Below are 26,180 nucleotides of genomic sequence, written 5' to 3' on the forward strand. Positions count from 1 at the left end.
GCGCCGTCGGCTGGTTGAGTGAACGGCAGCGCTACGCTGCACCGACAAACCCCTGAGGACCGATCCCATGACACAAGACGCCTTCATCGTGGCTGCCACCCGCACTGCCGGCGGTCGCCGTGGCGGCCGGCTTTCCGGCTGGCACCCGGCCGACCTGGCCGCCCAGGTGCTGGACGCGCTCGTCGCGCGCAGCCACGCCGACCCCGCGCTGATCGACGACGTGATCATGGGCTGCGTGGGCCAGGCCGGCGAGCAGGCCGCCAACGTGGCGCGCAACGCCATCCTCGCGTCGACGCTGCCCGAGTCGGTGCCCGGCACCACGGTCGACCGCCAGTGCGGCTCGTCGCAGCAGGCGCTGCACTTCGCGGCGCAGGCGGTGATGTCGGGCAGCATGGACGTGGTGATCGCCGCCGGGGTGGAAAGCATGACGCGTGTGCCGATGGGCATGCCGATGGTGCTGCCCGCGAAAAACGGGCTCGGCTTCTACGTGAGCCCCGCCATGCAGAAGCGCTACCCCGGAGTGGAGTTCAGCCAGTTCACCGGCGCTGAGATGATCGCGAAGAAGTACGGTCTCGCGCGGGCCCAGCTCGACGAGTACGCCTACCAGAGCCACCAGCGCGCCGTCGAGGCGGTGCGTGCCGGCCGCTTTGAGCAGGAGATCACGCCGGTGGCCGCGCGCAGCGCCGAGCAGGGCGATCTGGGCGAGCCGCACACGGTCGACGAAGGCATCCGCTTCGACGTCTCGCTGCAGGGCATTGCCGGCGTCAAGCTCGTGCAGGAAGGTGGCGTGGTCAGCGCCGCCACCGCGTCGCAGATCTGCGATGGCGCAAGCGGCGTGATGGTGGTGAACGAGCGCGGCCTCAAGGCACTGGGGGTGAAGCCGCTCGCGCGCATCCACCACATGAGCGTGATGGGCCACGACCCGGTGATCATGCTGGAGGCCCCCATCCCGGCCACGCAACGGGCGCTCAAGAAGGCGGGGCTTTCCATCGACGACATCGATCTCTACGAAGTGAACGAGGCCTTTGCGCCGGTGCCGCTGGCCTGGCTGCAGGTGACGGGCGCGCAGGCCGCGCGGCTCAATGTGAACGGGGGCGCCATCGCGCTCGGTCACCCGCTGGGCGCCTCGGGCACGAAGCTGATGACGACGCTCGTGCATGCGCTGCACCAGCGGGGCGGGCGCTACGGCCTGCAGACGATGTGCGAAGGCGGCGGCATGGCCAACGTGACCATCGTCGAGCGGCTCTGATGCGTGGGCGGCAGGAACCTGGTTTGCCGTTCATGGTCGAACGACTGCGGAGGCGCCATGCAGTACCTGCCTTTCCATTCCCTGCTGTACCGCTATCTCTTCTACGGCTGGCTGTTCTTCGACGCCAGCCGCGGTGATGTGTTTGCGCGTGCGGCGGCGTTGCGCCACAACCGCGAGCAGGCACGCTGGCTGCCCACCTACATGCGGCGCTGGCTGGTGCTGGGGGCGCTTCTCTTCGTGGTGGCGTACTTCTGCGAACTGGTGCTGGTGAGCCCGCGTCTGTCGGCCTTTTTCTACGTGCCGAGTGTGCTCACCATGCCGATGAACCTCGTCACCGCGGTGTGCTGGGTCGGGCTGGTGACGCGCTGGGGGGATTAGCGGATTGGAATTGGCGGTCGGCCCGCCTATGTTTGAAGCATCCCGTCCACCCACAGGAGGCTTTCATGGCGATCAAGCGCATGACCAAGGCCGATCGGCCGCAGTCGCTCGGCACCTACAACCCCGTCGGGCACGTGCTGCTCGCCTTTCCGGATGACGAGATCGCCCAGCAGGCGCGGCAGGCCCTGTTCGACGCCGGCTTCGACGAGGAAGACGTGCTCTTCTACAGCCACGAAGAGGAGCGCGAGCAGATGGACGCCATGCTGCCGCGCGCCAGCCAGCTGGCCGGCTTCGGCTACGAGGTGACGCTGATGCGCCGCTACCGCCAACTGGCCGATGAAGGCTGCGGCTGGCTGCTGGTCTACGCGCCCGACGGGCCGCACACCGACCGTGCGATGGACATCGCCCGCCACCTCGGCGCGCGCAGCGCCGTCAAGTACCACTGGCTGGTGGTCGAAGACCTGCTGTAGCGCGCAGCTTCAGCCTCACCGGCGCCGTGGCGTGATGCGGCTTTCCAGCGACGCCGGCGTGTAGCCTGGCACGAAGCGGCATCGCGACGGAAAGGCCGCGCTCGCGCGCACGCAGCCATCGGCCACCTGCTGCGGCGTCGGCTTGGCGCCCGCCTGCACCCACTTCACCAGCGACTCCAGCAGCGCGACGTAGGTCGCGTCGTTGAGGTAGCTGTGCTCGCTCTCGTCGGTGAAGGTCTGCACCAGTGCTTCGCTGCGGCCGGCGGCGGCCATGGTGGCGGCGAAGGTGTGCTGCACCTCGACGAACACCGTCGGGTCGCCAATGCCATGCACCGTGAGCACCGGCACCGGGATGCGGCCGGTGGGGTCGGTGTCGTCGGCGAAGCGGGCGAGCGCGGCCGGGTCGGCGGCGTAGCGCGCCACGCCGGCATTGAGCGCTGCGTCGTCGGGCGAGCCGCGGTACTGCGCGTCGAGGTTGCCGAACACGCTCTTGCCTCCGCTGCGGCGGGCGATGTCCTGGAAATGGAAGGTCGCCCAGTTGAGGTGGCCCTGCACCGAACGTTCGGGAATGCGCAGCACGTCGACGATCGTCTTCAGCCGCTGCGCCTGCTCGGGCGTGCGCTGCGCGGCGGGCCTGGCGAGACCCAGGCATTCGTCGGTGCGGCGTGCGAGGTCGGCGCTGGTGAGCGTCGAGCCTGCGGGCAGGCCCATCCACAGCGGGTATTGGGGCTCGTCTGGTCGAGGGTGGTTGCGGCACAGGTGCTGGTAGACCACCCGAAGGTCGAGGCGGAAGTCGTAGGCGCGCGAGCCGCCGGCCAGCAGGCCGCTCGTGAGCAGCACCCCGTCATAGGGTTTGCCGCGCGTGTAGGTTTCGGCGCCCTTGGCCGCCACGCCGGCGCCCCACGACTGGCCATGCAGCAGCGTGAGCTTCGGCCGGGCGACGTAGTGCACGAAGATCTGGCGCACACGCTCGGTGTCTTCGGCCGCGGCACGCACCGCCACGCCGCCCTGGCGGAAGCTCGAGCCGGCCCACGCATAACCCGCGCGTGGCACGATGGCCCAGCGCTTCAAGTCTTCTTCGATGCGCTTGGCAGTGGGCGCGCCGAGGAAAGGGCCGCCGTGCGCATGCACGACGAGGTGGCCGTTCCAGTCGGCCGGCATTGCGATCAGGTAGAAGGCGCCGAAGGGGTCTTTCCCGCCGAGGCAGCGGGTGGTGGTGGGCAGCTCGGCCGGGCAGGCGGTGGCCTGCGGGGCGGCTTCGGTGGGTGCGGCTGGCGGCGTCTGCGCGCATGCGGCGAACAACAGCGCAGAAGACAGGGCGAGGAGGAGTCGCATGCGCAGTCCCTTTCAGAACGAGTGCTTGAGGCCGACTTCCGCACCGTCGGCGTTGCCGCCCGGCTGCGTGGTCGCGGTGCCGGGGTTGAAGCGGGTGCCGCTGCCCTTGTTGTCGATGCGCGCCACGGTGGCATAGAGCGAAGTGCGCTTGGAGAGGTCGTGCACGTAGCCGAGCGCGAGGTGCGCCGCGTCGTTGGCCACGCCCCGGGCCTTGAGCTGCGAATAGGCCAGGCGCACCTCACCGCTGTCGCCCACACCGACCTGCGTGCCGAGCATCCAGATGCGCGTGGAGGTGACACCCACCTTGTTCTCGCCCCAAAGCGACATCAGCTTGGCCGGCCCGAGCTTGACGTTGAGGCCGGCGTTGGTCTGGACGAAGTTGCCGGTGGCGTAGTTCGTCTTGCCGCGTGCCACCGCCAGGTTGACCGGGCCGCCGCGCCAGCCCAGGCGCACGCCGAGGTGGTTGCCGTCTTTCTCGGTGGTGGTGTCGGGCGTCTGCTCGCCGGTGGCCACCATCAGGTTGCCGTAGAGGCCGAGCGCGTTGTCCGGCAGGTGGTAGCCGATGGAGTTGCTCGCGCGCACGTTGGTGCGCGCCGTGGTGCCGCCGGTGTTGACCTGGTAGAAGAGGTGGCCTGAGCTGCCCACGCCGTTGGTGCCGAAGGGGTGCATCGAGGTGGTCAGGTTGGAAAAGCTCGGCACGTAGTCGCGGCCCAGTCGCAGTTCGCCGAAGGCGCCCGACAGGCCGACCGTGGAGCGGCGGCCCCAGGTCAGGCCGCCGGTGTTCACCGAGTCCTTGTTGTTGGTGCTGGTGGCGCCGCTCGTGCCCACGTCGGGGTTGATCGCGGTCTCGATCCAGAAATTGGCTTTCAGCCCGCCGCCGAGGTCTTCGCTGCCGCGAAAGCCGAGGCGGCTGGAGGTGTTGCCGTCGCCTTCGAGCTTCCAGATCGACGAGGCGCCGTCGGCGCGGGTGAGGTTCACCGCGAGGTCGAGCACGCCGAAGACGGTGACTTGGGCATGGGCGGCGGGCAGGGCGAAGAGGCAAAGCGTGGCAGCAGCGGCGGGGCGAAGCGAAAGCATGAACGTCTCCAGGTGTCGTTTGTCGTCGGAGCCCGGCCAGGGGGTCTGGGGGCTCGGGCGGCACCTTACGGACGCGCCCCTGCAGGGTCAAAGACGTTACGAGGGCCGTCTCCATACGATTTCCATATGGCGTGCCCCTTGTGGAAACCTCAGATGCCGCGGACCGGGAGCGGTGCCAGACTGCGCCATGGACATCCGGCAGCTGCGCTACTTCGTGACCGTCGCCGACACCGGGCACCTCACGCGTGCGGCTGCGCTGCTCGGCATGCAGCAGCCGCCGCTCAGCCAGCAGATCAAGTCACTGGAGCGGCAGCTCGGGATGACGCTCTTCGTGCGCCACCCCAAGGGTGTGTCGCTCACGCCGGTCGGCCACGAGGTGCTGTGCGAAGCGCGGCGTGCGCTCGAAGCCTTCGATGCGATGGCGCAGCGTGTGGCCAAGATCACCGCCGGCATGCGTGGCGTGCTGCACCTCGGCGTGACCACCTCGGCCGCGGTGCATGCCCTCACGTCGAGCGTGATCCGCACCCTGAGGCTCGAACACCCGGCGATCGAGATGGCGCTGAGCGAAGCGAATGCGGCCGGCGTCACCGAAGCGGTGGCGGCCTCGAAGCTGCACTGCGGGATCATCCGCGCGGTGGTGTCGCGCCCGCCCGGCCTGGTGTTCGAGACCTTGGCGCGCGAGCCCACCGTCGTCGCGCTGCCGGTCGACCACCCGCTCGCGTCGCGCCGGCCCACCGGTCGCCATGCGATCCGCCTGCAAGACCTGCACGAGCAGAACATGATCCTCGTGCGCCGGCCCGGGGCGCCCGGCCTCTACGCCGACCTGCTCGACCGGTGCGCGCAGGCCGACGTGCGCCCGCGGGTGGTCGATGAAGTGGAGCGCATGACGACCAGCCTGAGCCTCGTCGCCGGCGGTGTGGGCCTGTCGGTGGTGCCGGCGTCGATGCAGCGTGCGCCGGCCGCCACCGTGGCCTATCGCCCGCTCGCGTCGAGCGCCGGGCTGGAAGCGCCGCTCACGCTCGTCTACCGCGAAGACGACACGACCGGCGTGACCGCCACCTTCGTGCGCCTCGCCCACCGGCTCGCGCAAGCGGCCTGAGGGGCCCCGTGCAGCTCACACGGCGGCGGCTGCTCGGTGCCGGCGCGGCCCTCGCGGCCGTTGGTGTTCGTGCGGCCGAGACACCTTTGCGCATCGTCGTCGCCTACCCCACCGGCGGCGTGAGCGACGAGATCGCGCGCCTCCTGACCGAGCGCCTGGCCGCCGAGAGGGGCCAGCCGGTGCGGGTGGAGAACCGGCCCGGTGGTGGCGGTGGCATCGCGATGGAGATGCTGGCGCGTGCACCGGCCGATGGGCGTGTGCTGGTGTTCTCGGCGCTGTCGCCGCTCACGGCGCTGCCGCGGCAGGGCCTGGTGCGCTACGACCCGCTGCGCGACATCGCCCCGGTGGCGGCGGTGATGCACACCGCCACGCTCGTGGCCGGCACGCCGGTGCTCGGGGCGGGCAGCTTTGCGCAGATGGTTGACCTGGCCCGCGCGCGCCCCGGGGCCTTGCGCTGGGCGACCACCGGTGTCGGCACGACCGGCCATCGGGTGCTCGAGGCGGTGGCCACGACGCTCGGCCTGGACCTCGTGCACATCCCCTACAAGGGTGGCGGGCAGAGCCTGGTCGACGGCCTGGGCGGCCAGTTCGAGCTGATGTCGACCAACGTCGCGCCGGCGCAGCTGCAGCATGTGGCGCACGGGCGATTGAAGGCGCTGGCGGTCGGGGCGCCGCAGCGTCTGGCGGCGCTGGCTCAGGTACCCACGCTGGCCGAGCTGGGGGTGCCGAAGGCCAACCTCGTGTCGCGTTTCGGCCTCTTTGCACCCGGCGGCACACCACGTGCGCTGCGCAGCGCGTTGAACGCGCAGGTCAACCGCGCATTGCAGACACCGGCGCTGCAGGCGCGCCTGCGCGCCGGCCACAACGAGATGGCGGGCGGCAGCGTCGAAGACTTCGAAGCGGCGATCTGCGCCGAGATGGCGCTCGGCACCCCCTGCCGCTGGTAGGTGCTCAGGCGCCGTCGAACAGGTCGTTCGCAGTCTTGGGCGGTGCGACCCCCAGGTGCCGGTACGCCGCGAGCGTGGCCACCCGCCCGCGTGGCGTGCGCTGCAGGAAGCCCTGCTGGATGAGATACGGCTCGATCACGTCTTCGATGGTGCCGGCCTCTTCGCCGATGGCGGCGGCCACGTTGTCGAGGCCGACCGGGCCGCCGTCGAAGCGGTGGATCACCGCTTCGAGCAGCTTGCGGTCCATCACGTCGAAGCCCTGTGGATCGACGTCGAGCATCGCCAGCGCCTTGTCGGCCAGCGGCTTGGTGATGCGCCCATCGCCCTTCACGTCGGCGTAGTCGCGCACGCGGCGCAGGAGGCGGTTGGCGATGCGCGGCGTGCCGCGCGAGCGGCGCGCGATCTCGAAGGCGCCTTCGGTGTCGGCCGGCACGTCGAGCAGGCCGGCCGAGCGGTGCACGATGCGCGCGAGTTCTTCGGCGCTGTAGAACTCGAGCCGCGCCACGATGCCGAAGCGGTCGCGCAGCGGGTTGGTCAGCATGCCGGCGCGCGTGGTGGCACCGACCAGCGTGAAAGGCTGCAGGTCGAGCTTGATCGAGCGCGCGGCGGGGCCCTCGCCGATCATGATGTCGATCTGGTAGTCCTCCAGCGCCGGGTAGAGGATCTCTTCGACGACCGGGCTCAGCCGGTGGATCTCGTCGATGAAGAGCACGTCGTTGCGCTCGAGGTTGGTGAGGATGGCGGCCAGGTCCTTCGGCTTCTCGAGCACCGGGCCGGAGGTCTGGCGCAGGTTGACGCCGAGTTCGTTCGCGATGATGTGCGAGAGCGTGGTCTTGCCCAGGCCCGGCGGGCCGAAGAGCAGCACGTGGTCGAGTGCTTCCTGCCGTTTCTTGGCCGCGCCGATGAAGATCTCGAGCTGCTCGCGCGCCTTGGCCTGGCCCACGTATTCGGCCAGGCCCTTGGGGCGCAAGGCGCGCTCGATCGCCTCTTCGTTGGGCGAGGCGGGCGCCGCGCTCACGACCCGCCGCGCCGGGGCGAAATCATCGGTCTGAATGCTCATGCCGCGCATTGTGCAGCGGCCTCGCCGGCAGGGTCTGGCAGGTGGGCTGGCACAATCGCGGCCCATGTCTCGCCGTCCCCCGTCAGCGCTGATCCGCTCGCGATTTGCCTTGTGGCTCTTCGCCTGCGCGCTGCTGCTGAAGGCGGCGGTGCCGCTGCTGGCGAGCGCGTCGGCCGAGGCACAGGGCAAGGCGCTGGTCGAGGTCTGCACGGTGTATGGCGTGAAGACCATCGTGCTCGATGGCGAGCCTGCGCCCGACCACCAGGCCACGCATGCGGGCGACCACTGTGCGCTGAGCGCAGTGGTGGCGCTGGCCGCGCCGCAGCCTGCCTCGCCGGTGCCGGCCGTGGCGCCGGGCACGCCACACCTGCTGCCCGCGGCGCAGGCTGCAACGGCTCCCGACGCCAGCGCGCGCTGGCGGGCGCAACTCAAGCAAGGTCCCCCCGCGCTCGCCTGAGCGTTCCCTTGCCGTCGTCGGCCACCGTGCCGGCGCCCTGAGTCCTGCCTGGGCCTGGCGATCTCGCCAGAGGTCTGTCCCTCTTCATGAAGAAGCACACCTTGGCGATGCTGGCCGTCGCCACAGCGCTGCCCGGCCTAGCCGGCGCGCAAACGCCCACGCCCGCGCCGACGGTCACCGAACTCGACCGCGTCACCATCGTCGGCAGCCGGCCGGCGACGCTACCGCTCGAAATTCCCACCACCACCGAGAGCATCGACGCCGCGCAGATCGCCCGCAGCATCAATGCGACCGATTCGGAAGACGCGTTGAAGTACTTCCCGAGCCTCAACGTGCGCAAGCGCTACATCGGCGACCACGACCACGCGGTGCTCGCCAGCCGCGCCTCGGGCACCGGCAACAGCGCACGCTCGCTGGTCTATGCCGACGGCATCCTGCTGTCCAACCTGCTCGGCAACGGCGCGAGCTACACGCCGCGCTGGGGGCTGGTGACGCCGGAGGAGATCGATCGTGTCGACGTGCTGTACGGCCCGTTCTCGGCGGCCTACCCGGGCAATTCGGTCGGTGCGGTGGTCGACTACGTGACGCGCATGCCCCAGGCCTTCGAGGCCCATGTGAAGCTGCAGGGGTACTCGCAACGCTACCAGCAGTACGGCACCCACGATCGCTTTGGCGGTCAGTCGGGCAGCGCCGCGCTGGGCAGCCGCGAGGGAGGCTTGTCGTGGTGGGTGAACCTGAGCCGGCTCGACAGCGAAGGGCAGCCGATCACGTTTGCGAACCGGCGTGTGGCGCAAGGCACGGTGGGCACGGGCGGCACTCCTGTCACCGGCGCGGTGGCTGACCGCAACCCGTCGATGCAGGACTGGTGGATCTTGGGCGACACCGGCCGCAGCCACACCGTGCAGGACCACGCCAAATTGAAGCTGGCCTACGACCTGTCGCCTTCGCTGCGGGCGACCTACACCGTGGGCCTCTGGCGCAACGAAACGGAGCGCACGGTCAACAGCTACCTGCGCGATGCCGCGGGCAACACGGTGCAGCCCACCCCGGCCACCGGCCCCATCACCGTCAACATCGACGGGCGTGTCTACACCCTGAACCCCGCCGACTTCGCCAGCAGCCACGCGCAGCTCGAGCACCTGGCGCAGGGCCTGACCCTCAAGAGCCAGACCCGTGGCGAATGGGATTGGGAAGCTACTGCCAGCGACTACGCCTACCGGCAAGACGAGCTGCGCAATTCGGTCACTGGCCTCACCGACATGAAAGGCACCGGCTGGAACACGCTGGCCGTGAAGGGCGTCTGGCGGCCGGCCGGCACGATGCACACCGCCGAAGCCGGCCTGCAACGCGACGCCTTCAAGCTGCGCACGCAGGCGACGGCGGGGGATGCTTCGTTGCACAGCCTGTGGATGCAGGACGCCTGGCACATCTCGTCGGATTGGCGGGCCGTCTTGGGCGCTCGGTTGGAGCGATGGGATGCGCAGCCTCCTGTTGCGACCCAGCCTGCCCGGCGCGAAACCTGGTTCTCGCCCAAGCTCGCGGTCTCGCACGCGCTGGACGATGCGTGGATGCTGAAGGCCTCGCTCGGCCGCGCGGTGCGCGCACCCACGGTGGTGGAGCTGTACCAAGTGGCGGCTGCGGGCACACAGGGCGATCCGACGCTGCGCCCTGAAGCCTCGTGGACCGGCGAGCTGACGGCCGAGCGCAGCGTGGGCGCGGGCCTGGTGCGCACGACCTTCTTCGCCGAGCGCACGCAGGACGCGCTCTATTCGCAGACCAACGTGACGGTCACACCGGTGGTCACCGGCGTGCAGAACGTCGACACGATCCGCACCCGGGGCCTGGAAGTCGCGTTGCAGTGGCCTCACGCGATGGTGCGTGGGCTCGACCTCAACGCCAGCCTCACCTATGCCGATTCCATCATCGTGAAGAACGACAAGTTCCCGGCGAGCGTCGGCAAGTGGCAACCCCGTGTGCCGCGCTGGCGCGCCACGCTGCTCGCCAGCTACAAGGTCGACGAGCACTGGCACGCAAGTCTCGGTGTGCGCTACAGCGGCCAACAGTACGGCACGCTCGACAACAGCGACCCCATCGGCCGCACCTACACCGGCGTCAGCTCGTTCCTGGTGGCCGACATGCGCCTCGTCTACCGATTCGACAAACAGTGGTCGGCCGCCTTCGGCATCGACAACCTGAACAACGAGCGCTACTGGGCCTTCCACCCCTACACGCAGCGCAGCTTCCACGCCGAACTCAAGTTCGACCTGTGATCATTTCCCTCAACCACAAGGAGTCCGACATGACCTTCACCCGCCGACTGCTGGCTGCGCTTTCTCTGAGCGCCTTCGTGCTGGCTGCCCACGCCCATTCGTTCAAGCTCGGCGAGCTGACGATCGGCCACCCTTACGCCCGCGCCACCGTGCCGGGCCAGCCGGCTGGCGGTGCGTACCTGAGCGTCAGCAACGCCGGCACCACCGGCGACAAGCTGGTGTCTGCCAGTGCCGATGTCTCGAAGAGCGTCGAGCTGCACGAGATGAAGATGGACGGCGACGTGATGCGCATGCGCGAAGTCACCGCCGTCGAAGTGCCGGCCGGCAAGGCCGTCGAGCTGAAGCCCGGTGGCCTGCACATCATGCTGATGGGCCTGAAGGCGCCGCTCAAGCAGGGCGACAAGTTTCCGCTCAAGCTCAAGTTCGAGAAGGCGGGCGAGGTGACCGTCACGGTCAACGTGGAAGGCCCCGGGGCCTCCCACGACATGAAGCACTGAGCCTCAGCTCCTCAGCATGCCCATCGCTTTGACCAAGCTGCGGCGCATGCGGTTGAAGGACTTCTGCAGCGTGCCGATCTCGTCGGCGCGCTCCTCGCTGAACTCGGCCAGCGACAGGTCGCCCTGGCTCACGCGCCGGGCGGCCATCGCCACTTCGCGCACCGGCTTGACCACGAGCCGCTGCAGCAGCCAGTTGAGCACCAGGAAGAGCGCGACGAACACCGCCACTAGCGAGCCGGTGAAGGTGGCGAAGAGCTGCTGGGCTTTTTCGCGCGGCAGGGCGGTGGGCACGGCGACGATCTGCGCGCCCACGATCTCATTGAGCTGCCAGCCGAAGCCGGACTTGTCGCCGTAGCGTGCGATGAGGCTGGGTGGCGCTGCCGCCGGCGTGCTGTGGCAGGCCAGGCACGCGGGGTTGGTGATGCGGATCGGGCGCGCCACATAGAAGAACTCACCCTTGCCGGTCTCGACTTCGCCCGACAGCTCCGTGGTCTTGGGTTCGGCGCGGAAGCGGTCGACGATCTGGCGCTCCCACTCGGTGGGCTTGTCGCGGGGGTTGGTGGGGTTGAGCGTGGCTTCCTTGTAGCTGTAGCCGGGCTGCTTGGCCGCCAGGCGCGCGAGCGTTTCGGTGGCGGCGAAGGCGGGCACCGTCTCGGGCAGGAAGTGGCGGTCGAGCAGCGGGTCGAGGTGTGGCTTGATGTTGTCGACGGTGTAACCGCGTACCGCGACCGCCACGTCCATCAGGCGTTGCGCGTCGCGCACCACCTCGGCACTCGCGTTAGCCTGCACCAGGCGGTACACCGTGCCGCCGGCCACGGCGAGCGCGATGACGAACAGCAGCGTGAACACCAGGTTGAATCTGAGTTTCAGGTTCATGGAAGGTCTCGGAAAGTCAAACGAATTCGAGTCTCCGCCGCGGCAGGCACCGCAGGCGCTTCACAACCAACTGCCAGGGAGCACGACTCAGGCGTCGTGCGAACGGGAAGATAGCGTGGACTGGCGGAAACGTGCGCGCTGTTCGTCGCTTTCCAGGTGCGACTCCAGGCGCTGCAGCAATTCGGTCACGGACTCGGCGCGCTGGGCTTCGTTGTCGAGCAACAGGTCGGCGATGGGCCCGAGTTCGTGGGCCAGCGCCTCGCGCACGCGCTCACGCTGTTGGGGCGTGATGCGGAAGGTGCGCTGCAGCGGGGCATCGAGCGACGAGGGGGTGGTGGTGTCCAGGTCGGCCGGTGTCGTGTCGGCCCCTTCGTTGTGGCGACGCGACGCCCAAGAGGCCAGCCACTCCTGCCGCTCCTGCGGGTTGATCAGCATGCGGCCGGCCGCGGCCATGAAGTCGTCCTCGCTCTTCGCATGCGCAGCGCAACGTTTCAGATGAGGCATCACGTTGACGTTCAGCCGCTTGCGCAGGGAACGCTCGACGCGAGCGAAGAGACGAGGGTTGATCAGGTCGGACATGAACAGCGACGCTGCAAAGAGCCGGCGAATTTTATTCGTCGACCCTGACCACGACGCGGGCATTTGCAGACCCGACCCCGTGAACCAATGCAAGTTGTAAGCAATGTTTGCATGGCGCGGCGCTGTGCGAGCGCTACTTGGCCAAGGCCTTCAACGCGAGCTTGATGCCGTCGCTCACGCCCACCTCCGGTGGCAGGTTCTTGAGCGCGAGCGCGGCTTCGCGGTCGCTGTAGCCGAGGGCGACCAGCGCTTGCAGGATGTCGGCCTGCGCGTCGTTGGTCACGCTTGCCGGCACGGCGAGGTCGGGCCCGAGCTTGCCCTTCAATTCGAGCAGCAGGCGTTCGGCTGTCTTCTTGCCGATGCCGGGCACCTTGATGAGGCGGCCGCTTTCCTGCATCGACACCGCCTGCGCCAGCTCGCCCACGCTGAGTCCCGAGAGGATCGACAAGGCCGCGCGCGGCCCGATGCCCGAGATCTTCACGAGCTGGCGGAAGGTTGCGCGCTCTTCGCCGGTGAGGAAGCCGAACAGCACCTGTGCGTCCTCGCGCACCACGAAGTGCGTGAGCAGCGAGACCCGCTCGCCGAGTGCCGGCAGGTTGTAGAACGTGCTCATCGGCACGTCGACCTCGTAGCCGACGCCGCCCACGTCCACGAGCAGTTGCGGCGGGTTCTTTTCTGCGAGCAGGCCGGTGAGGCGACCGATCATCGATTGGCCGCTCAGCGACGGAAGAGGCCCAGGCGCTGGGCTTCCAGCGCGGCCTCGGCCCGCGAGCTGACGTTGAGCTTTCGGTAGATCTGCTTCACGTAGTCGGCGATCGTGTGGCGGGAGAGGTTCAGCTGGACGCCGATCTCGGGCAGCGTGAAGCCCTTGGCCACCCACAGCAGCACTTCGTTCTCTCGGTCGGTGAGCTGCACATGCGGCAGGTTCTGCGGGCGTTCCTGCGGCTTGTTCTGTGCAGCGAAATACGCGATCACCCGGCGCGCGATCGAGGGCGACAGCGGCGGCTCGCCCTGGCTGATGCGCTGCAGCTGCTCGACGAAGTGCTCGCGGGGCTGCTCCTTGAGCAAGTAGCCGAAGGCGCCGGCCTGGAGCGCGGGGAAGAGGTGGTCGTCGTCGTGGATGGTGACCACGACCGATTGCGCTTCGGGCTGGGCTTTCTGCAGCGCGGCCACCACGTCGACGCCGGAGCCGTCGGGCAGCCCGAGATCGATCAGGGCGATTTCGAAGCGCTCGGCGGTGATCAGCGCCAGCGCGTCGTGCACACGGGCCGCCTCGAACACCTGGGCCTGGGGGAACACCTGCAAGGCCAGCGCCTTGAGCCAGCTGCGAATTTCGGGAAGGTCTTCCAACAACAGGATCTTGTTCATGGCAGCAACTCGCAGGGTGACGAACCGAAGTGCATCCTAACAGTCCGGGCGTTCTGCAAGACGCCTCGCGGCGCCCAATCTCAAGCCGTACCCAGCGGAAGCGTGAGCCGGATCACGGTTCCGTAGCCGGGGCCCGACTCCACCAGGCACTGGCCCTGCATCTGCTTGGCGCGGTGCTTCATGCTGGCCATGCCGTGGCCGCGGTCGAGCTTGCCGTCGAGCTCCATCGGGATGCCCTTGCCGTTGTCCTGCACCACCAGCACGAAGTCCTGCTGGCCGAGGGTGCAGCGCACCTTGCAGTGCGAGGCGCCGCTGTGCTTGATGACGTTGCTCACCGCTTCGCGCAGGATGCGCGTCGTCTGCACGAAGGCGCGTGCCGACAGCAGCTGGGTCACGTCTTCGGTCGGGCTGCGCCAGTCGACCTCGATGCCGGCCTGGCCCAGGCGCGACACCGTCTCGGCGCGCCAGTCGGCCAGGGCATCGGCCACCGGCAGCGGCTTGCCGGTGAGGCCGCGCACCGACAGGCGCATCTCTTCCAGCGCCTCGCGGGCGAGCGATGAGATGCGCTCGGACTCGCTGGTGTGCACGATGGTCAGCAGCTTGGCCCCCAGGTCGTCGTGCAGGTCGCCGGCGATGCGCTTGCGCTCCTTCTCGGTGACCTGCTCGACGCGCAGCTCGGCCATCTGCACGTAGTTGCGTTCCATCTCGGCGGTGGCCTCGGCAATGCGGCGCTCCAGCGAGTTGCGCGCCGCTTCCGCCGAACGCAGCGCCAGGCCGAACACCTTGAACTGCCGCGAGGCGATGACGAAGAAGATGACCGGCAGCGCGAAGTTGAGCAGGTTCACTCGTGGCATCCAGTCGAACTGCGCGGCGCGTTCCATCGCCACCAGCACCACCAGCACCGTCATCATGGCGGCCATCGGCCAGAAGGTGCGCCGCCGTGCGCGTCGCTCGGTGTAGAGGTAGAGCACCATCATGGCCACCACCTCCAGCACCATCAGCAGGTACCACGCACTGCTCAGGTTGAAGAGGCGCTGCGGCCCGGCCAGCACCAGCGTCAGCGGCACCATCAGGCACTGCGCGAGCAGGCCCGCTTCGATCATGCGCGAGCGCAGGGCGCTGTAGCTCAGCAGGAACTGCACCGTGAACCCGGTGACGATGGCAAAACCCACGCAGCTCAGCAGCTCGACGGTGTAGGTGTCGAGCGGAATGTCGGCCCACCAGCTGCGCAACCCGAGCACGTTCCAGCCGAGAATCAGCAAGCCCAGGTAGCCGAGGTGGGCCTCCTTGGGGTTGACCGCGCGCAGGAAGAGGAGGAAGGCCGCCAGCACGGTGGTCGCCACCGCGAGCAGCTTGACGGCGGTCACGTTCCAGAAGGTCTGCGACGCCTGCTCGTGCGCCAGCAGCGCCTGCGGCCCGACCTTGATGGCCGACAGGCCGCCCGAGCGCTGGCGCGACGACACCTTCTGCACTGCGTAGCCCTGCACCTTCACGTCGAGCGTGTTGCCCTCGGGCTTCAAGAGGCTGGCCGGCAGCGTCATCAGCTGCGGGTAGGCGCAGTTGCGCGTCAGCGGCTCGCTCATGCGCCCGCCGCTGTGCACGAGGAAACCGTTGAGCCGCACCTCGGCGTTGCTGCACACCCGCTCGATGTAGGCGGCCAGCAGGTGCTCGGGGTTACCGGCCGCTTCGGGGGCGTCGAAGCGCAGGCGGTACCAGACCGGGCCGTCTTCGCGCGGCCGGCTGCGCCACCAGTCGTCGGGCAGGGTGACGGGGCGTGCCGTCTGCTCGACCGGGAACTGATCGCCCGCACCCGGGGCCGCGACTGCCTGCTGCAGCACGATCACCTTGCCGTCGGCGGGTGCGGCCGCAACCGGCCAGGACGCCAGCGTGAGCCACAGCAGCACCCACAGGCGCATCCACGAGAGGGGCCGATGGCAGGCCGAAGCGGTGACGAGAGGGGGACGGTCGCGCATGGGCGCCGATTGTGCAGGAGGGTCTCCTGGCGTGGCATGGCCAGGCGCCCGGGGCGACAATCGCGTTTTGCTTCAGAGCGCCCCCAGTGCCGGGCTGCGCCCAGCCCGCCCCCCAAGGGGGTCAAGGAACTTGGGGCGGCCCGGCGTTTCCTTAGAGGTTCACGCTTGATCCTTCGCCACGCCTTCATTCCGCTCGACAACATTCGCCTGGCCCATTTGTGCGGCAGCCTCGACGAGCACCTGCGCAACATCGAGGCGGCATTCGACGTGACCATCTCGCGGCGCAACGAATCGTTCCGCATCGAAGGGGCCAAGGCCGATGCCGAGCGCGCGGCCGCCTTGCTGCAGACGCTCTACGACCGCGCGCGCAAGCCGATTCAGGCCGAGGCGTTCCAGCTCGCGCTGGTGGAGGCGCTGGCCGACGCGCCGCGTGGCCGCAAGCGCAGCGCCGCTCCACGCGAGGCCGGTGCGGCCCGCGAAGGGGAAGGCGACGACATCGTGCTGCGCACCCGCCATGCCGACCTCGCCGGCCGCACGACCAACCAGCATCTTTACCTCAACAACATCCTCACGCACGACATCACCTTCGGCATCGGCCCTGCCGGCACCGGCAAGACCTTCCTTGCCGTGGCCTGCGCGGTCGACGCTCTGGAGCGCAGCAGCGTGCAGCGCATCATCCTGACCCGCCCGGCGGTGGAGGCCGGCGAGCGCCTGGGCTTCCTGCCCGGCGACCTGGCGCAGAAGGTGGATCCCTACCTGCGCCCGCTCTACGACGCGCTCTACGACCTGATGGGCTTCGAGCGTGTCGGCAAGGCCTTCGAGAAGGGCAACATCGAGATCGCACCGCTCGCCTTCATGCGAGGGCGCACGCTCAACCATGCGTTCGTCATCCTCGACGAAGCGCAGAACACCACGCGTGAGCAGATGAAGATGTTCCTCACGCGCATCGGCTTCGGCAGCAAATGCGTGGTGACGGGCGACGTGAGCCAGATCGACCTGCCCCGCGGCACCGACAGCGGCCTGATCGATGCCGAAAGGGTGCTCCGGCGGGTGAGCGGCATCGCGATGACCCGCTTCACCGCCGCGGACGTGGTGCGCCACCCGCTGGTGGCGCGCATCGTCGAAGCCTACGACGCCGCGCCGGAGCGCAGCTGATGGCGCGGCCGGCCCTGACCCTGTCGCTGCAATTCGCCGACGCCTCGCACCGTGCCCACCTGCCACGCCACAAGGTGGTCCGCTGGATCCGTGCGGCGCTGGAGGCGCCCGGCGAGATCACGGTTCGCATCGTCGGCGCCGAGGAGGGCCAGGCCCTCAACCGCGACTTTCGCGGCAAGGACTACGCGACCAACGTGCTGACCTTCGACTACGCGCACGAACCCGTCGTCCACGCCGACCTGATCCTGTGTGCGCCGGTGGTGGCAGCCGAGGCCAAGCAGCAGAAGATCACGCTGGAGGCGCACTACGCGCACCTCTTGGTGCATGGCACCTTGCATGCCCAGGGGCATGACCACGAAGACGACGACGAAGCGCGCGAGATGGAGGCGCTGGAGACGGCCATCCTGGCCGGGCTGGGCTACGCCGATCCCTACGCGCGTTGAGTTTTACTCAGCGTTTGTGCGACGTGCTCAGGTAGCGCTTGCGCCAGAAGAAGAGTCCCAGCCCGCCGCCGACGATCAACATCGTGATGCTCGCGACCCACACGCCGGTTTCGGCGTGGATCAGCGGCAGGCCGTCGAAGTTCATGCCGAAGAAACCGGTGATGAGGTTCAGCGGCATGAAGATGGCGGTCAGCACCGTCAGCGTGCGCATGATGTCGTTGGTGCGGTTGCTCTGTGCCGAGAAATGCATCTGCACCGCGGTCTCGGCCGATGACTCCAGCCGCCGCACATGGCTCAGCACCCGTTCGATGTGTTCCAGCACGTCGCGCGAGCGCAGGCGCAGCAACTCGCGCTCGCGCATCGTCTGCGCGTCGTGTTCGGTCGGCCACTCGTCGAGCGCGTCGATCCATTCGACGATCGCGCTGCGCTGGTCTTCACAGGTGTCTTCCAGCAGGTGCAGCGCGTTGCGCGAGTCGAGCAGCACTTGCCAGCCGTCGAAATGGCTGCGCGGGTTGAAGAGCTCCTGCTGCAGGTAGCCAAGCTGCCTGGTGAGCAGGCGCCGCAGCTCCAGGTAGCCGTCGACCATGTGGTTGACCATGCGCAGCATCAGGTCGTCGGGGCTCGGCGGCAGGCGCGACGGGGCGCCGGTGCGCTGCTCGGCACTCTGGATCATCTGCGGCAGGCGGGTTGCGAAGAATTCGCGCACCGGACAGTCGGTCGGGTGCACCGTGAGCAGCAGCCGGTCGAAGACGGCGAAGCCGACGGGGCTGGTGTCGATGGCTTCCAGTGCCCGCTTGGCGGTGGAGAGCGTGCCTTGCGCGTCGTCGAGGAACAGGGTGTTGCTGCCGCTGCCGGCGGCCAGACGCCGGAACACGAGCAGGTCGTAGGCCGAGGTGTAGTCGAAGTGCGAGGGCAGCTGGTTGTTCAGCAGGTCGGAGATGTGCAGGTCGACCAGCTGCGCGCCCGTCAGGCGCTGCAGCGCCGCCTGCAGTGGCACGGTCGCCACCTCGAACTCGCGGCGGGCGCTGCCGATCCAGAGGTACCCGTTCGCCGGCATCTGCTCGGGCAGCTCGGGCAGCTCGGTGAACTGGTCGGGCGTGACGTGGAAGATGCGCATCGAGGCTGGCGGCGTGGTCAGCGCAACTCGCGCAACTTGCGCGCCGCTTCGAGCGCGAAATAGGTCAGCACGCCGTCGGCGCCGGCGCGCTTGAAGGCAAGCAGGCTTTCCATCATCACCGCGTCGTGGTCCAGCCAGCCATTGTTGGCGGCCGCCTTGAGCATCGCGTACTCGCCGCTCACCTGGTAGGCGAAGGTCGGCACGCGGAACTCGTCTTTGACGCGGCGCACGATGTCGAGGTAGGGCATGCCGGGTTTGACCATCACCATGTCGGCGCCCTCGGCGATGTCGAGCGCCACTTCGCGTAAAGCCTCGTCGGTGTTGGCCGGGTCCATCTGGTAGGCCTTCTTGTTCCCCTTGCCGAGGTTGCCGGCCGAGCCGACCGCGTCGCGGAAGGGGCCGTAGAAGGCGCTCGCGTACTTGGCGCTGTAGGCCATGATCCGCGTGTGCATGTGGCCACGTTTTTCGAGCATCTGGCGGATGGCACCGATGCGTCCGTCCATCATGTCGCTCGGCGCCACGATGTCGACGCCGGCCTCGGCCTGCACCAGCGCCTGCTGACTCAGGATCTTCACGGTCTCGTCGTTGAGGATGTAGCCGCTCGCGTCGCGCACGCCGTCCTGCCCGTGCGAGGTGTAGGGGTCGAGCGCCACGTCGGTCAGGATGCCCAGTTCCGGGAAGCGCTTCTTCAGCTCGCGCACGACCTTGGGCACCAGGCCCTGCGGGTTGATCGCTTCGGCGCCGTCTTCGCTCTTGTTCTTCGGGTCGATGACCGGGAAGAGCGCCATCACCGGAATGCCGAGGCGCACGCATTCGTCGGCCACCGGCAGCAGCTGGTCGAGGCTCAGGCGTTGCACGCCGGGCATGGAGTCGACGTTCTGGATCTTGTTCTTGCCGGGCAGCACGAAGACGGGAAGGATCAGGTCGCTCACCTGCACGTGGTGCTCGCGCACCAGCGCGCGGGTGAATTCATCGCGGCGCAGACGGCGTGGCCGGCTGGCGGGGAAGGGCGGGGGTGTGTGCACGGCGCGGTTCCAGCGAAAGGTCAGAGGTCAGATGTGCGGCCCGAGGCGTAGTTCGCACTTGCGCGTTTTCACGGTGTCGCACGCTGGTGCGCACGCGGTTCTCATCTGATAAAGTCGCTCTCGGATGATAGCCGCAAGGTTGTTGTCCCCTGCTTTTCCTCCCTGAGCAGGAGCCTTACCGTGATGACAGCGATGAGGCTTTCGAGCCCCGGCTGATGGCCGGGGCTTTTTTTATGCCGTCCCATAATGCCGCCGCATGAAACCATCTTCATTGTTGCGGCGGGCCGAGCGTCGGGTCGCCCCAAGCCGGCCCGCATCCCCTCGGGGGATCGGCGAACGTACTCGTTCGACGAGGGGCTGACATGTACTTGTGGGTCAAGGCCTTTCACATCGTCTTCGTCGCGAGCTGGTTCGCCGGGCTTTTCTATTTGCCGAGGATCTTCGTCAACTTGGCCATGGTGCCCGCCGACAGCCATGCAGAGCGTGAGCGCCTGCTGCTGATGGCCCGCAAGCTCTACCGCTTCGCGAGCTTCCTGATGGTGCCGGCGTTGGCGCTCGGGCTGTGGTTGTGGCTGGGCTTCGGCGTGACCGGCGGCTGGATGCACGCGAAGCTCTTCTTGGTGGTGCTGGTGCTCGGCTACCACCACGCCTGCCGGTCGCTCCTGCGCAAGTTTGAATCGTTCAGCAACACGCGCAGCGAGCGCTGGTTCCGCGTCTTCAACGAAGTCTCGGTGTTGCTGTTCATCGCGATCGTCGTGCTGGTGGTGGTCAAGCCGTTCTGAACGGTGCGCTCAAAACGGTACGCGAAACGCCCATGCCACCGCGCCATCGCAGCTCCGCCGCGCCGCTGGCATTGCTGTATGCGGCGCTGATCGTCTATGCCAGCCTGTCGCCCTTCACGGGGTGGAAGCAGCCGGCGGGCGTGCCCTTGCTCGGGTTCGGCAACATGCCGTGGCAGCCCTACTGGACCTGGTTCGACGTGGTCTCCAACCTGCTCGGCTACGTGCCCTTGGGCGCACTGCTGTTCGGCGCGCAGGTGCGCAGCGGCCGGTCGGTGGGGTGGTCGGCGCTGAACACCGTGCTGGCCGGGGCGCTGCTCTCCTTGTGTCTGGAAAGCCTGCAGAACTGGCTGCCCCGGCGGGTGCCCTCGGTGGCCGACTGGCTGCTGAACAGTTGCGGCGTGGTGCTCGGGATCCTGATTGCGATCACGGTGCGCGCCCTTGGGGGGGTGGACCGCTGGCAGGTGTTGCGCGACCGCTGGTTCGTGCCCCGCAGCGCGGGTGGCATTGCGCTCTTGCTGCTGTGGCCGGTGGGGCTGCTCTTCCCGACGGCCGTGCCGTTCGGCCTGGGACAGGGCGTGATGCGGCTGCGCGAAGCGGTCGCCGGCTGGCTCGACGGGACGCCCTGGGCCGGCTGGGTCACCGAAGGGCTGGATGCCGACGACCTGCTGACGCCTCTGTCGCGTGGCTCCGAGTGGCTGGCCATCGTGCTGGGGGTGCTCGCGCCGACCTTCGTGGCCTTCAGCATCATGCGGCCGGGCTGGCGCCGGCTGGCCCACGTGCCGGCCGCGCTGGCCCTCGGCCTGGCGGCGACCACGCTGTCGACCGCGATGAGCTTCGGCCCGCAACACGCGTGGGCCTGGGTCACGCCGGCCGTGCTGCCTGCGCTGGTGGCGGCGAGCGCGGTCGCCTTGCTGCTGGCGTTTGCGCCACCGCGCGGCGTGGCCGCCTTGGGCCTGGTGGCGTTGACCATGCTGGTCGCCCTCGTCAACCAGGCGCCCACCGATCCTTATTTCGCCCAGAGCCTGCAGGCCTGGGAGCAGGGCCGCTTCATCCGCTTCCATGGCATCGCGCAGTGGGTGGGCTGGCTGTGGCCCTTCGCAGGACTCATCTACCTGCTGGCGCGTGTCGTGGCGCGCGACGAGGCTTCTTAAAATGCGCCATGACCTATTTCAAACGCCACATCTTCTTCTGCCTCAACCAGCGCGACAACGGTGAAGACTGCTGCGCCGACCACAACGCGAAGGCCGGCTTCGACCACTGCAAGTCGCGCGTGAAGGCCGAGAAGCTCGCGGGCCCCGGTGGCGTGCGTGTCAACAAGGCCGGCTGCATGGACCGTTGTGCCGGTGGGCCCGTGGCGGTCGTCTACCCCGAGGCCGTCTGGTACACCTACGTCGACGAGAGCGACATCGACGAGATCGTCGAATCGCACCTGAAGAACGGCGTGGTGGTCGAGCGCCTCATGCTGCCGGACTCCGTCGGTCGATGAACTCGCAGACGCAGCGTGTGACGATCGCCGGCCCCGCCGGTGCCATCGAATGTGCGATCGACGAGCCGGCCTCGGTGCCGGCCGGCGTGGCGGTGGTGTGCCATCCGCACCCCCTGCATGGCGGCACGATGGACAACAAGGTGGCGCAGACGCTCGCCCGCGCCTTCGTGCAACTGGGCTACCGCGCGGTGCGCTTCAACTTCCGCGGCGTTGGCGGCTCGCAAGGCGAGTGGGACCATGGCCGCGGCGAAGTCGACGATGCCCTGGCCGTGATCGCGGCACACCGCGATGCCTCGCTGCCCTTCGTGCTCGCGGGCTTCTCGTTCGGCGGTTATGTCGCCGCCGAGGCAGCACATCGCCTGCCGGCCGAGGCCAAGCCGAAGTGGTTGGCCTTGATCGCCCCGTCCACGCAAAAACAACAGGTGCCGGTGGCCCCTGAAGGCACGCTCGTCATCCACGGCGAGGCCGACGACGTGGTGCCGCTCTCGGCCACGCTCGACTGGGCGCGCCCGCAGTCGTTGCCGGTGGTGGTCGTTCCCGGTGCCGGGCATTTTTTTCATGGGCAACTCACGCTGCTCAAGAATTTGGTGGTGCGGCACGGCTCATAAGAGTCTCGCTTGCGCACCCCTTGCTTTCAACATCACAACAACTCCTGCATGAAAAAGCTATTTGCTCTTCTGTTCGCGTTCGCCTGCACATTCACCGGCACTTCGGCCCAGGCCCAGATGCCCACGCCGCCCGAGGTGGCCGCACGCAGCTACATCCTGATCGACATCACCACCGGCCAGACGCTGGCCGAGCGCGAGGCCGATGCATCGTCCGACCCTGCCTCGCTGACCAAGCTGATGACGGCCTACCTCGTGTTCACCGCGTTGCGCGAACACAAGCTCACGCTGGAGCAGGTGCTGCCGGTGTCGGTGCGTGCGTGGCAAGAGCGCAAGGGCGGCGGCTCGCTGATGTTCATCGAGCCGCGCAGCCAGCCGAAGGTGGCCGACCTGCTGCGCGGGCTGATCGTCAACTCGGGCAATGACGCGGCCGTGGTGCTCGCCGAAGGCGTGGGCGGCTCGGTCGAGAACTTCGTGGCGATGATGAACCGCCAGGCCCAGGCCTGGGGCCTCAAGAACACCACCTTCAAGAACGCGCCCGGCCTCACCGAGGCCGGCCACAAGAGCACGGCGCGCGACATGGCGGTGATCGCCTCGCACATCATTCGAGACTTCCCCGAGCATTACCCGCTGTACTCGATCAAGAAGTACCGCTTCGAGGGTTCGCCCACCACCAACGAGAACAACCGCAACGTGCTGCTGCTGCGTGACCCGAGCGTCGACGGCATGAAGACCGGCTACACCGAAGCCGCCGGCTACTGCATGGTGATCTCGGCGCAGCGCGACTTCCCCAACCTCGCCGCCACCGGCGCCGGTGGCGGCAAGCGCCGGTTGCTGAGCGTGGTGATGGGCACCGCCTCCATGGAAGCCCGGGCCAACGAGAGCCAGAAGCTGCTCAACTGGGGCTTCCAGGCCTTCGACACCGTGCGCCTCTTCGAGGCCGACAAGGCGCTGGCCACCGTGCCGGTGTGGAAGGGCAAGCAGAACGAAGCCCGCCTGGGCAGCACCGGCGGCGTGTTCGTGAGCGTGCCCAAGGGCGAGGGCGGCAAGCTGCAGACCAAGATCGAGCGCATCGATCCCCTCGTGGCCCCGCTCGCCCAAGGCCAGCGGGTGGGCACGCTTCGGGTCACGACCCCGGCCGGTGCCGTGGTGGCCGAGCGGCCGCTGGTGGTGCTGAACGCCGTCGACCAAGCCGGGCTGCTGGGTCGGGCATGGGATGCGGTCCGGCTGTGGATCAAGTAACCTGACCGCCCCGGCCCAGCCCGCCTGTTTGTCGAAAGGAGGCACCATGGCCGCTGCAGTTCCCCGCGAGCTTTCGGACAGCCTGTGCTATCTGAACGGCGAGTTCCTGCCCTTGCGCGACGCCCGCGTCTCGGTGCTCGACCGCGGTTTCCTGTTCGGTGACGGCATCTACGAGGTGCTGCCGGTGTACGGGCGGCGCTTCTTCCGCTTCGAAGAGCACATGGAGCGCCTCGGCCGTGGCCTGGCCAAGGTGCGCATCGCCAACCCGTACACCGCCGTGCGCTGGCTGGAGCTGTGCCGCGAGCTGGTGGCGCAACAGGCGAGCGACGACCAGGCCGTCTACCTGCAGGTGACCCGTGGCGTCGCGCCTCGCCACCACGTCATGCCGGTCGACGTGGAGCCCACCGTCTTCATGATGAGCAACCCGCTGGTGCAGCCGAGCGCCGAAGAGCGCCACCGGGGTGTGGCCTGCGTGACGGCGCGCGACTTCCGCTGGGAGCGTGGCGACCTCAAATCCATCTCGCTGCTCGGCAATGTGCTGGCGCGGCAGATGTCGGCCGACCACGGGGCGGCCGAGACCATCCTGCTGCGCGACGGCTTCCTCACCGAAGCGTCGGCCAGCAACGTGTGGGTGGTGCACGAAGGTGCGGTGCTCGGGCCCCCGAAGAGCGAGCACGTGCTGGAAGGCATCCGCTACGAATTGATCCGCGAGCTGTGCGAGGAGGAGGGCATCGCCTTCAACCTGCGCCCGATCGCCGAGGCGGACCTGCTGGCCGCTGACGAGGTGATGCTCAGCTCGGCCGGAAAGGAAGTGCTGCCCGTGACGCAGATCGATGGCCATGCGGTCGGCCATGGGGCCTTGCGTGGCAAGCCGGGGCCCACATATGCCCGTCTCTACGAGGCCTACCAGCGTGCCAAGCGCATGCAATCGTTGTGAACGCACCGTCTTCATGAAACACATCCCCCCCGAAGAGTCCTTGATCGAGTACCCGTCGCAGTTCCCCATCAAGGTGATGGGCGAGAACGTCGACGGCTTCGTGCACGCCGTCACCGTGGTGGCCAAGAATTTCGACCCGGCGTTCGACGCCGCCACGGTCGAGACACGCCCGAGCAGCGGCGGCAAGTACCTCGGCGTGACCATCACCATCACCGCCACCAGCCGCGAGCAGCTCGACGAGCTGTATCGCACTCTCACCACGCACCCGATGGTCAAGGTGGTCTTGTGAGCGACGGCGCGTTGCTGCGCGGGGTCTACAAGATCCAGTCGCAGGAGCGCATCGTCTTCGGCGAACCGGCGGGCGAGGCCATCGCGGCCGAATCGCAGCGGCTGGGTGCGAAGCGGGTGTTCCTCGTCAGCAGTGCTTCGCTCGCCCGGCTGGACGACGGCCCGCTGCAGCAGGTGCAACGCGCGCTCGGCGAGCGCTGCGTCGGCGCCTTCACCACGATGCGCGCCCACAGCCCGCGCGAAGACGTGATCGCGGCGGCGAATGCGGCGTGTTCAGCGCGTGCCGATCTGCTGGTTGCCGTGGGCGGCGGCTCGTCGATCGACGGGACGAAAGCGGTGCTCGCCTGCCTGTGGCACGGCCTGGACACACCCGACGCGATGGCGCCTTTTCTCGCCGAAGGCACGGCCGCGCGGCCGATCGAGGCGCCTGCGAATTCCATCCGCATGCTGTCGGTGTCGACCACGCTCTCGGCCGCCGACTTCACCTCGCGCGCCGGCGTGACCGACACCGCCACCCGCGCCAAGCAGGGCTTCGGCCATGCGCTGCTGGTGCCCCAGGTCGCGGTGCTGGACCCGCGTGCCACGCTGCACACGCCGCTGCCGTTGCTGCTCGCGACCGGCATCCGCGCGGTCGACCATGCGGTGGAAAGCCACTGCGCGCCACGCGGTCACGCGATGGCCTCGATGCACGCCCTCGAAGGGCTGCGGCTGCTGGCGCGTGCGCTGCCCGCCGTCCACCGCGACCCGTCGTCGCTCGCCGCTCGTGGCGAGGCCCAGCTCGGCATGTGGCAGGCGATGTGGGGTTCGTCGACCGGCGGTGGCACCGGGGCCAGCCATGGCATCGGCTACGCGCTCGGTGCCGGCTTCGACATCCCCCACGGCGAAACCTCGTGCGTGATGCTGGCGCCGGTGTTGCGCTTCAACGAACCTGTGAATGCCGACCGCCAGGCGGCGTTGCTGCAGGCGATGCAGAGCCCTTTGCCGACCGCCGCCGATGCGATCGCGGCGCTGGTGCGAGGCCTCGGCTTGCCGACCTCGTTGCGGTCGCTGGGCCTCAAGCGAGAGAACCTCGACGAGATCGCGCGCCGTTCGCTGGCCTACCCGCCGGTGCGAGCGAACCCGAGGCCCATCCGCAGCGAGGCCGAGGTGCGAGAGATCCTCGACCTCGCCTGGGAAGGGCTCACGCCGGTCGCGTGACGTGTCGCTAGTCGAGCGACGCCGGTTCGTCGGTCTCGCTCGTCGGCGCCACTTCCAGCCTCCCGAGGGTCAGCGGCTCGGCGTTGTCGACCGATCCCAGGCCACGGGCGAACTGGGTGAAGGCGGTCGGCGAGGCGAGCGCCGTGTCGGGCACCTCGGTCAATGGTGGCGGCGTGTCGTCACCCCCGCCACCGCCGCAGGCGCTCATCAGCGTGCCGGCCACCAGGGCCCAGGCCCATCCATGAAGTCGTGTCTTGCGCATGATGGG

At 68.5% G+C, this 26,180-nt stretch carries 29 protein-coding genes; 18 read left to right on the forward strand and 11 right to left on the reverse strand.

Annotated features, from left to right (window positions below; genetic code table 11):
• The first annotated feature begins 67 nt into the window (after positions 1 to 67).
• From LRS03_RS20750 to LRS03_RS20760, 3 genes are all read left to right on the forward strand, one after another.
• Complete coding sequence (locus tag LRS03_RS20750; RefSeq protein WP_257827840.1) at positions 68 to 1,249, forward strand: acetyl-CoA C-acetyltransferase; 1,182 nt, start codon at positions 68 to 70, stop codon at positions 1,247 to 1,249.
• 57 nt (positions 1,250 to 1,306) lie between these two features.
• Positions 1,307 to 1,627, forward strand: coding sequence for a hypothetical protein (locus tag LRS03_RS20755; protein WP_257827841.1), 321 nt, complete (start codon positions 1,307 to 1,309; stop codon positions 1,625 to 1,627).
• Positions 1,628 to 1,692: 65 nt separating this feature from the next.
• A complete protein-coding gene (locus tag LRS03_RS20760; RefSeq protein WP_257827842.1) occupies positions 1,693 to 2,097 on the forward strand; it encodes a hypothetical protein in 405 nt (134 codons plus the stop codon).
• A gap of 15 nt (positions 2,098 to 2,112) precedes the next feature.
• Here LRS03_RS20760 and LRS03_RS20765 read toward each other — a convergent pair whose 3' ends face one another.
• Both LRS03_RS20765 and LRS03_RS20770 read right to left on the reverse strand, forming a co-directional pair.
• Positions 2,113 to 3,432: an alpha/beta fold hydrolase gene (locus LRS03_RS20765; protein WP_257827843.1), complete on the reverse strand. Its 1,320-nt coding sequence runs from the start codon at positions 3,430 to 3,432 to the stop codon at positions 2,113 to 2,115.
• A gap of 12 nt (positions 3,433 to 3,444) precedes the next feature.
• Positions 3,445 to 4,509 (reverse strand): porin, encoded by a 1,065-nt coding sequence (locus LRS03_RS20770; RefSeq protein WP_257827844.1) that lies wholly within the window; start codon positions 4,507 to 4,509, stop codon positions 3,445 to 3,447.
• 187 nt (positions 4,510 to 4,696) lie between these two features.
• Between LRS03_RS20770 and LRS03_RS20775 the strand changes: the two genes are divergently transcribed.
• Both LRS03_RS20775 and LRS03_RS20780 read left to right on the forward strand, forming a co-directional pair.
• Positions 4,697 to 5,608 (forward strand): LysR family transcriptional regulator, encoded by a 912-nt coding sequence (locus LRS03_RS20775; protein WP_257827845.1) that lies wholly within the window; start codon positions 4,697 to 4,699, stop codon positions 5,606 to 5,608.
• Between the two features lie 8 nt (positions 5,609 to 5,616).
• The gene (locus tag LRS03_RS20780) at positions 5,617 to 6,555 is read left to right on the forward strand and encodes a tripartite tricarboxylate transporter substrate binding protein (protein WP_257827846.1); all 939 of its coding nucleotides are present in this window, start codon (positions 5,617 to 5,619) and stop codon (positions 6,553 to 6,555) included.
• Between the two features lie 4 nt (positions 6,556 to 6,559).
• On the opposite strand, the gene ruvB is transcribed toward LRS03_RS20780, so the two are convergent.
• The gene (gene ruvB, locus LRS03_RS20785) at positions 6,560 to 7,615 is read right to left on the reverse strand and encodes a Holliday junction branch migration DNA helicase RuvB (RefSeq protein ID WP_257827847.1); all 1,056 of its coding nucleotides are present in this window, start codon (positions 7,613 to 7,615) and stop codon (positions 6,560 to 6,562) included.
• A 64-nt stretch (positions 7,616 to 7,679) separates the two neighbouring features.
• Here ruvB and LRS03_RS20790 point away from each other — a divergent pair, with 64 nt between their 5' ends.
• The 3 genes from LRS03_RS20790 (at position 7,680) to LRS03_RS20800 (ending at position 10,839) form a co-directional block, all read left to right on the forward strand.
• On the forward strand, positions 7,680 to 8,072 hold the full coding sequence (locus tag LRS03_RS20790; RefSeq protein WP_257827848.1) for a DUF2946 family protein: 393 nt from the start codon (positions 7,680 to 7,682) through the stop codon (positions 8,070 to 8,072).
• An 86-nt stretch (positions 8,073 to 8,158) separates the two neighbouring features.
• On the forward strand, positions 8,159 to 10,342 hold the full coding sequence (locus tag LRS03_RS20795; protein WP_257827849.1) for a TonB-dependent receptor: 2,184 nt from the start codon (positions 8,159 to 8,161) through the stop codon (positions 10,340 to 10,342).
• 29 nt (positions 10,343 to 10,371) lie between these two features.
• The gene (locus tag LRS03_RS20800) at positions 10,372 to 10,839 is read left to right on the forward strand and encodes a copper chaperone PCu(A)C (protein WP_257827850.1); all 468 of its coding nucleotides are present in this window, start codon (positions 10,372 to 10,374) and stop codon (positions 10,837 to 10,839) included.
• Positions 10,840 to 10,842: 3 nt separating this feature from the next.
• Here LRS03_RS20800 and LRS03_RS20805 read toward each other — a convergent pair whose 3' ends face one another.
• The 5 genes from LRS03_RS20805 to LRS03_RS20825 form a co-directional block, all read right to left on the reverse strand.
• The gene (locus LRS03_RS20805; RefSeq protein WP_257827851.1) at positions 10,843 to 11,715 is read right to left on the reverse strand and encodes a Tll0287-like domain-containing protein; all 873 of its coding nucleotides are present in this window, start codon (positions 11,713 to 11,715) and stop codon (positions 10,843 to 10,845) included.
• An 87-nt stretch (positions 11,716 to 11,802) separates the two neighbouring features.
• Positions 11,803 to 12,294 (reverse strand): DUF8082 domain-containing protein, encoded by a 492-nt coding sequence (locus tag LRS03_RS20810; protein WP_257827852.1) that lies wholly within the window; start codon positions 12,292 to 12,294, stop codon positions 11,803 to 11,805.
• A 133-nt stretch (positions 12,295 to 12,427) separates the two neighbouring features.
• A complete protein-coding gene (gene ruvA, locus LRS03_RS20815; protein WP_257827853.1) occupies positions 12,428 to 13,000 on the reverse strand; it encodes a Holliday junction branch migration protein RuvA in 573 nt (190 codons plus the stop codon).
• Between the two features lie 11 nt (positions 13,001 to 13,011).
• The gene (locus tag LRS03_RS20820; protein ID WP_257827854.1) at positions 13,012 to 13,662 is read right to left on the reverse strand and encodes a response regulator; all 651 of its coding nucleotides are present in this window, start codon (positions 13,660 to 13,662) and stop codon (positions 13,012 to 13,014) included.
• Positions 13,663 to 13,742: 80 nt separating this feature from the next.
• Positions 13,743 to 15,635 carry a sensor histidine kinase gene (locus tag LRS03_RS20825; RefSeq protein ID WP_257827855.1) on the reverse strand — a complete coding sequence of 631 codons (1,893 nt, stop codon included), beginning with the start codon at positions 15,633 to 15,635 and terminating at the stop codon, positions 13,743 to 13,745.
• Between the two features lie 165 nt (positions 15,636 to 15,800).
• On the opposite strand from LRS03_RS20825, the gene LRS03_RS20830 reads away from it, so the two are divergent.
• Both LRS03_RS20830 and ybeY read left to right on the forward strand, forming a co-directional pair.
• Positions 15,801 to 16,790 carry a PhoH family protein gene (locus tag LRS03_RS20830; RefSeq protein WP_257827856.1) on the forward strand — a complete coding sequence of 330 codons (990 nt, stop codon included), beginning with the start codon at positions 15,801 to 15,803 and terminating at the stop codon, positions 16,788 to 16,790.
• Complete coding sequence (gene ybeY / locus LRS03_RS20835; protein WP_257827857.1) at positions 16,790 to 17,233, forward strand: rRNA maturation RNase YbeY; 444 nt, start codon at positions 16,790 to 16,792, stop codon at positions 17,231 to 17,233. The genes LRS03_RS20830 and ybeY overlap by 1 nt, the downstream gene beginning before the upstream one ends.
• Before the next feature lie 7 nt (positions 17,234 to 17,240).
• Here the strand turns inward: ybeY and LRS03_RS20840 are convergent, their stop codons facing one another.
• Together LRS03_RS20840 and hemB are read right to left on the reverse strand one after the other, a co-directional pair.
• Positions 17,241 to 18,350 (reverse strand): magnesium transporter CorA family protein, encoded by a 1,110-nt coding sequence (locus LRS03_RS20840; protein WP_257827858.1) that lies wholly within the window; start codon positions 18,348 to 18,350, stop codon positions 17,241 to 17,243.
• Between the two features lie 17 nt (positions 18,351 to 18,367).
• Positions 18,368 to 19,375, reverse strand: a complete 1,008-nt coding sequence (gene hemB, locus LRS03_RS20845) for a porphobilinogen synthase (protein ID WP_257827860.1) — start codon at positions 19,373 to 19,375, stop codon at positions 18,368 to 18,370.
• 362 nt (positions 19,376 to 19,737) lie between these two features.
• On the opposite strand from hemB, the gene LRS03_RS20850 reads away from it, so the two are divergent.
• Genes LRS03_RS20850 through LRS03_RS20885 form a run of 8 tightly spaced genes read left to right on the forward strand, consistent with a single transcriptional unit; the run spans position 19,738 to position 25,912 of the window.
• Positions 19,738 to 20,157 (forward strand): CopD family protein, encoded by a 420-nt coding sequence (locus LRS03_RS20850; RefSeq protein ID WP_257827861.1) that lies wholly within the window; start codon positions 19,738 to 19,740, stop codon positions 20,155 to 20,157.
• Positions 20,158 to 20,189: 32 nt separating this feature from the next.
• Positions 20,190 to 21,308: a VanZ family protein gene (locus LRS03_RS20855; protein ID WP_257827862.1), complete on the forward strand. Its 1,119-nt coding sequence runs from the start codon at positions 20,190 to 20,192 to the stop codon at positions 21,306 to 21,308.
• An 8-nt stretch (positions 21,309 to 21,316) separates the two neighbouring features.
• On the forward strand, positions 21,317 to 21,643 hold the full coding sequence (locus LRS03_RS20860; protein ID WP_257827863.1) for a (2Fe-2S) ferredoxin domain-containing protein: 327 nt from the start codon (positions 21,317 to 21,319) through the stop codon (positions 21,641 to 21,643).
• Positions 21,640 to 22,251: an alpha/beta hydrolase gene (locus LRS03_RS20865; RefSeq protein WP_257827864.1), complete on the forward strand. Its 612-nt coding sequence runs from the start codon at positions 21,640 to 21,642 to the stop codon at positions 22,249 to 22,251. The genes LRS03_RS20860 and LRS03_RS20865 overlap by 4 nt, the downstream gene beginning before the upstream one ends.
• Before the next feature lie 48 nt (positions 22,252 to 22,299).
• Positions 22,300 to 23,490, forward strand: a complete 1,191-nt coding sequence (locus LRS03_RS20870) for a D-alanyl-D-alanine carboxypeptidase family protein (protein WP_257827865.1) — start codon at positions 22,300 to 22,302, stop codon at positions 23,488 to 23,490.
• 46 nt (positions 23,491 to 23,536) lie between these two features.
• A complete protein-coding gene (locus tag LRS03_RS20875; RefSeq protein ID WP_257827866.1) occupies positions 23,537 to 24,427 on the forward strand; it encodes a D-amino acid aminotransferase in 891 nt (296 codons plus the stop codon).
• Between the two features lie 13 nt (positions 24,428 to 24,440).
• Positions 24,441 to 24,716, forward strand: coding sequence for a YbeD family protein (locus LRS03_RS20880; RefSeq protein WP_257827867.1), 276 nt, complete (start codon positions 24,441 to 24,443; stop codon positions 24,714 to 24,716).
• Complete coding sequence (locus tag LRS03_RS20885) at positions 24,713 to 25,912, forward strand: iron-containing alcohol dehydrogenase (protein ID WP_257827868.1); 1,200 nt, start codon at positions 24,713 to 24,715, stop codon at positions 25,910 to 25,912. The genes LRS03_RS20880 and LRS03_RS20885 overlap by 4 nt, the downstream gene beginning before the upstream one ends.
• Positions 25,913 to 25,919: 7 nt before the next feature.
• Here LRS03_RS20885 and LRS03_RS20890 read toward each other — a convergent pair whose 3' ends face one another.
• Positions 25,920 to 26,174: a hypothetical protein gene (locus tag LRS03_RS20890; protein WP_257827869.1), complete on the reverse strand. Its 255-nt coding sequence runs from the start codon at positions 26,172 to 26,174 to the stop codon at positions 25,920 to 25,922.
• Between the last annotated feature and the right edge of the window lie 6 nt (positions 26,175 to 26,180).

The organism is Rhizobacter sp. J219, assembly GCF_024700055.1.
In the GTDB taxonomy this organism is placed as follows: domain Bacteria; phylum Pseudomonadota; class Gammaproteobacteria; order Burkholderiales; family Burkholderiaceae_C; genus Rhizobacter.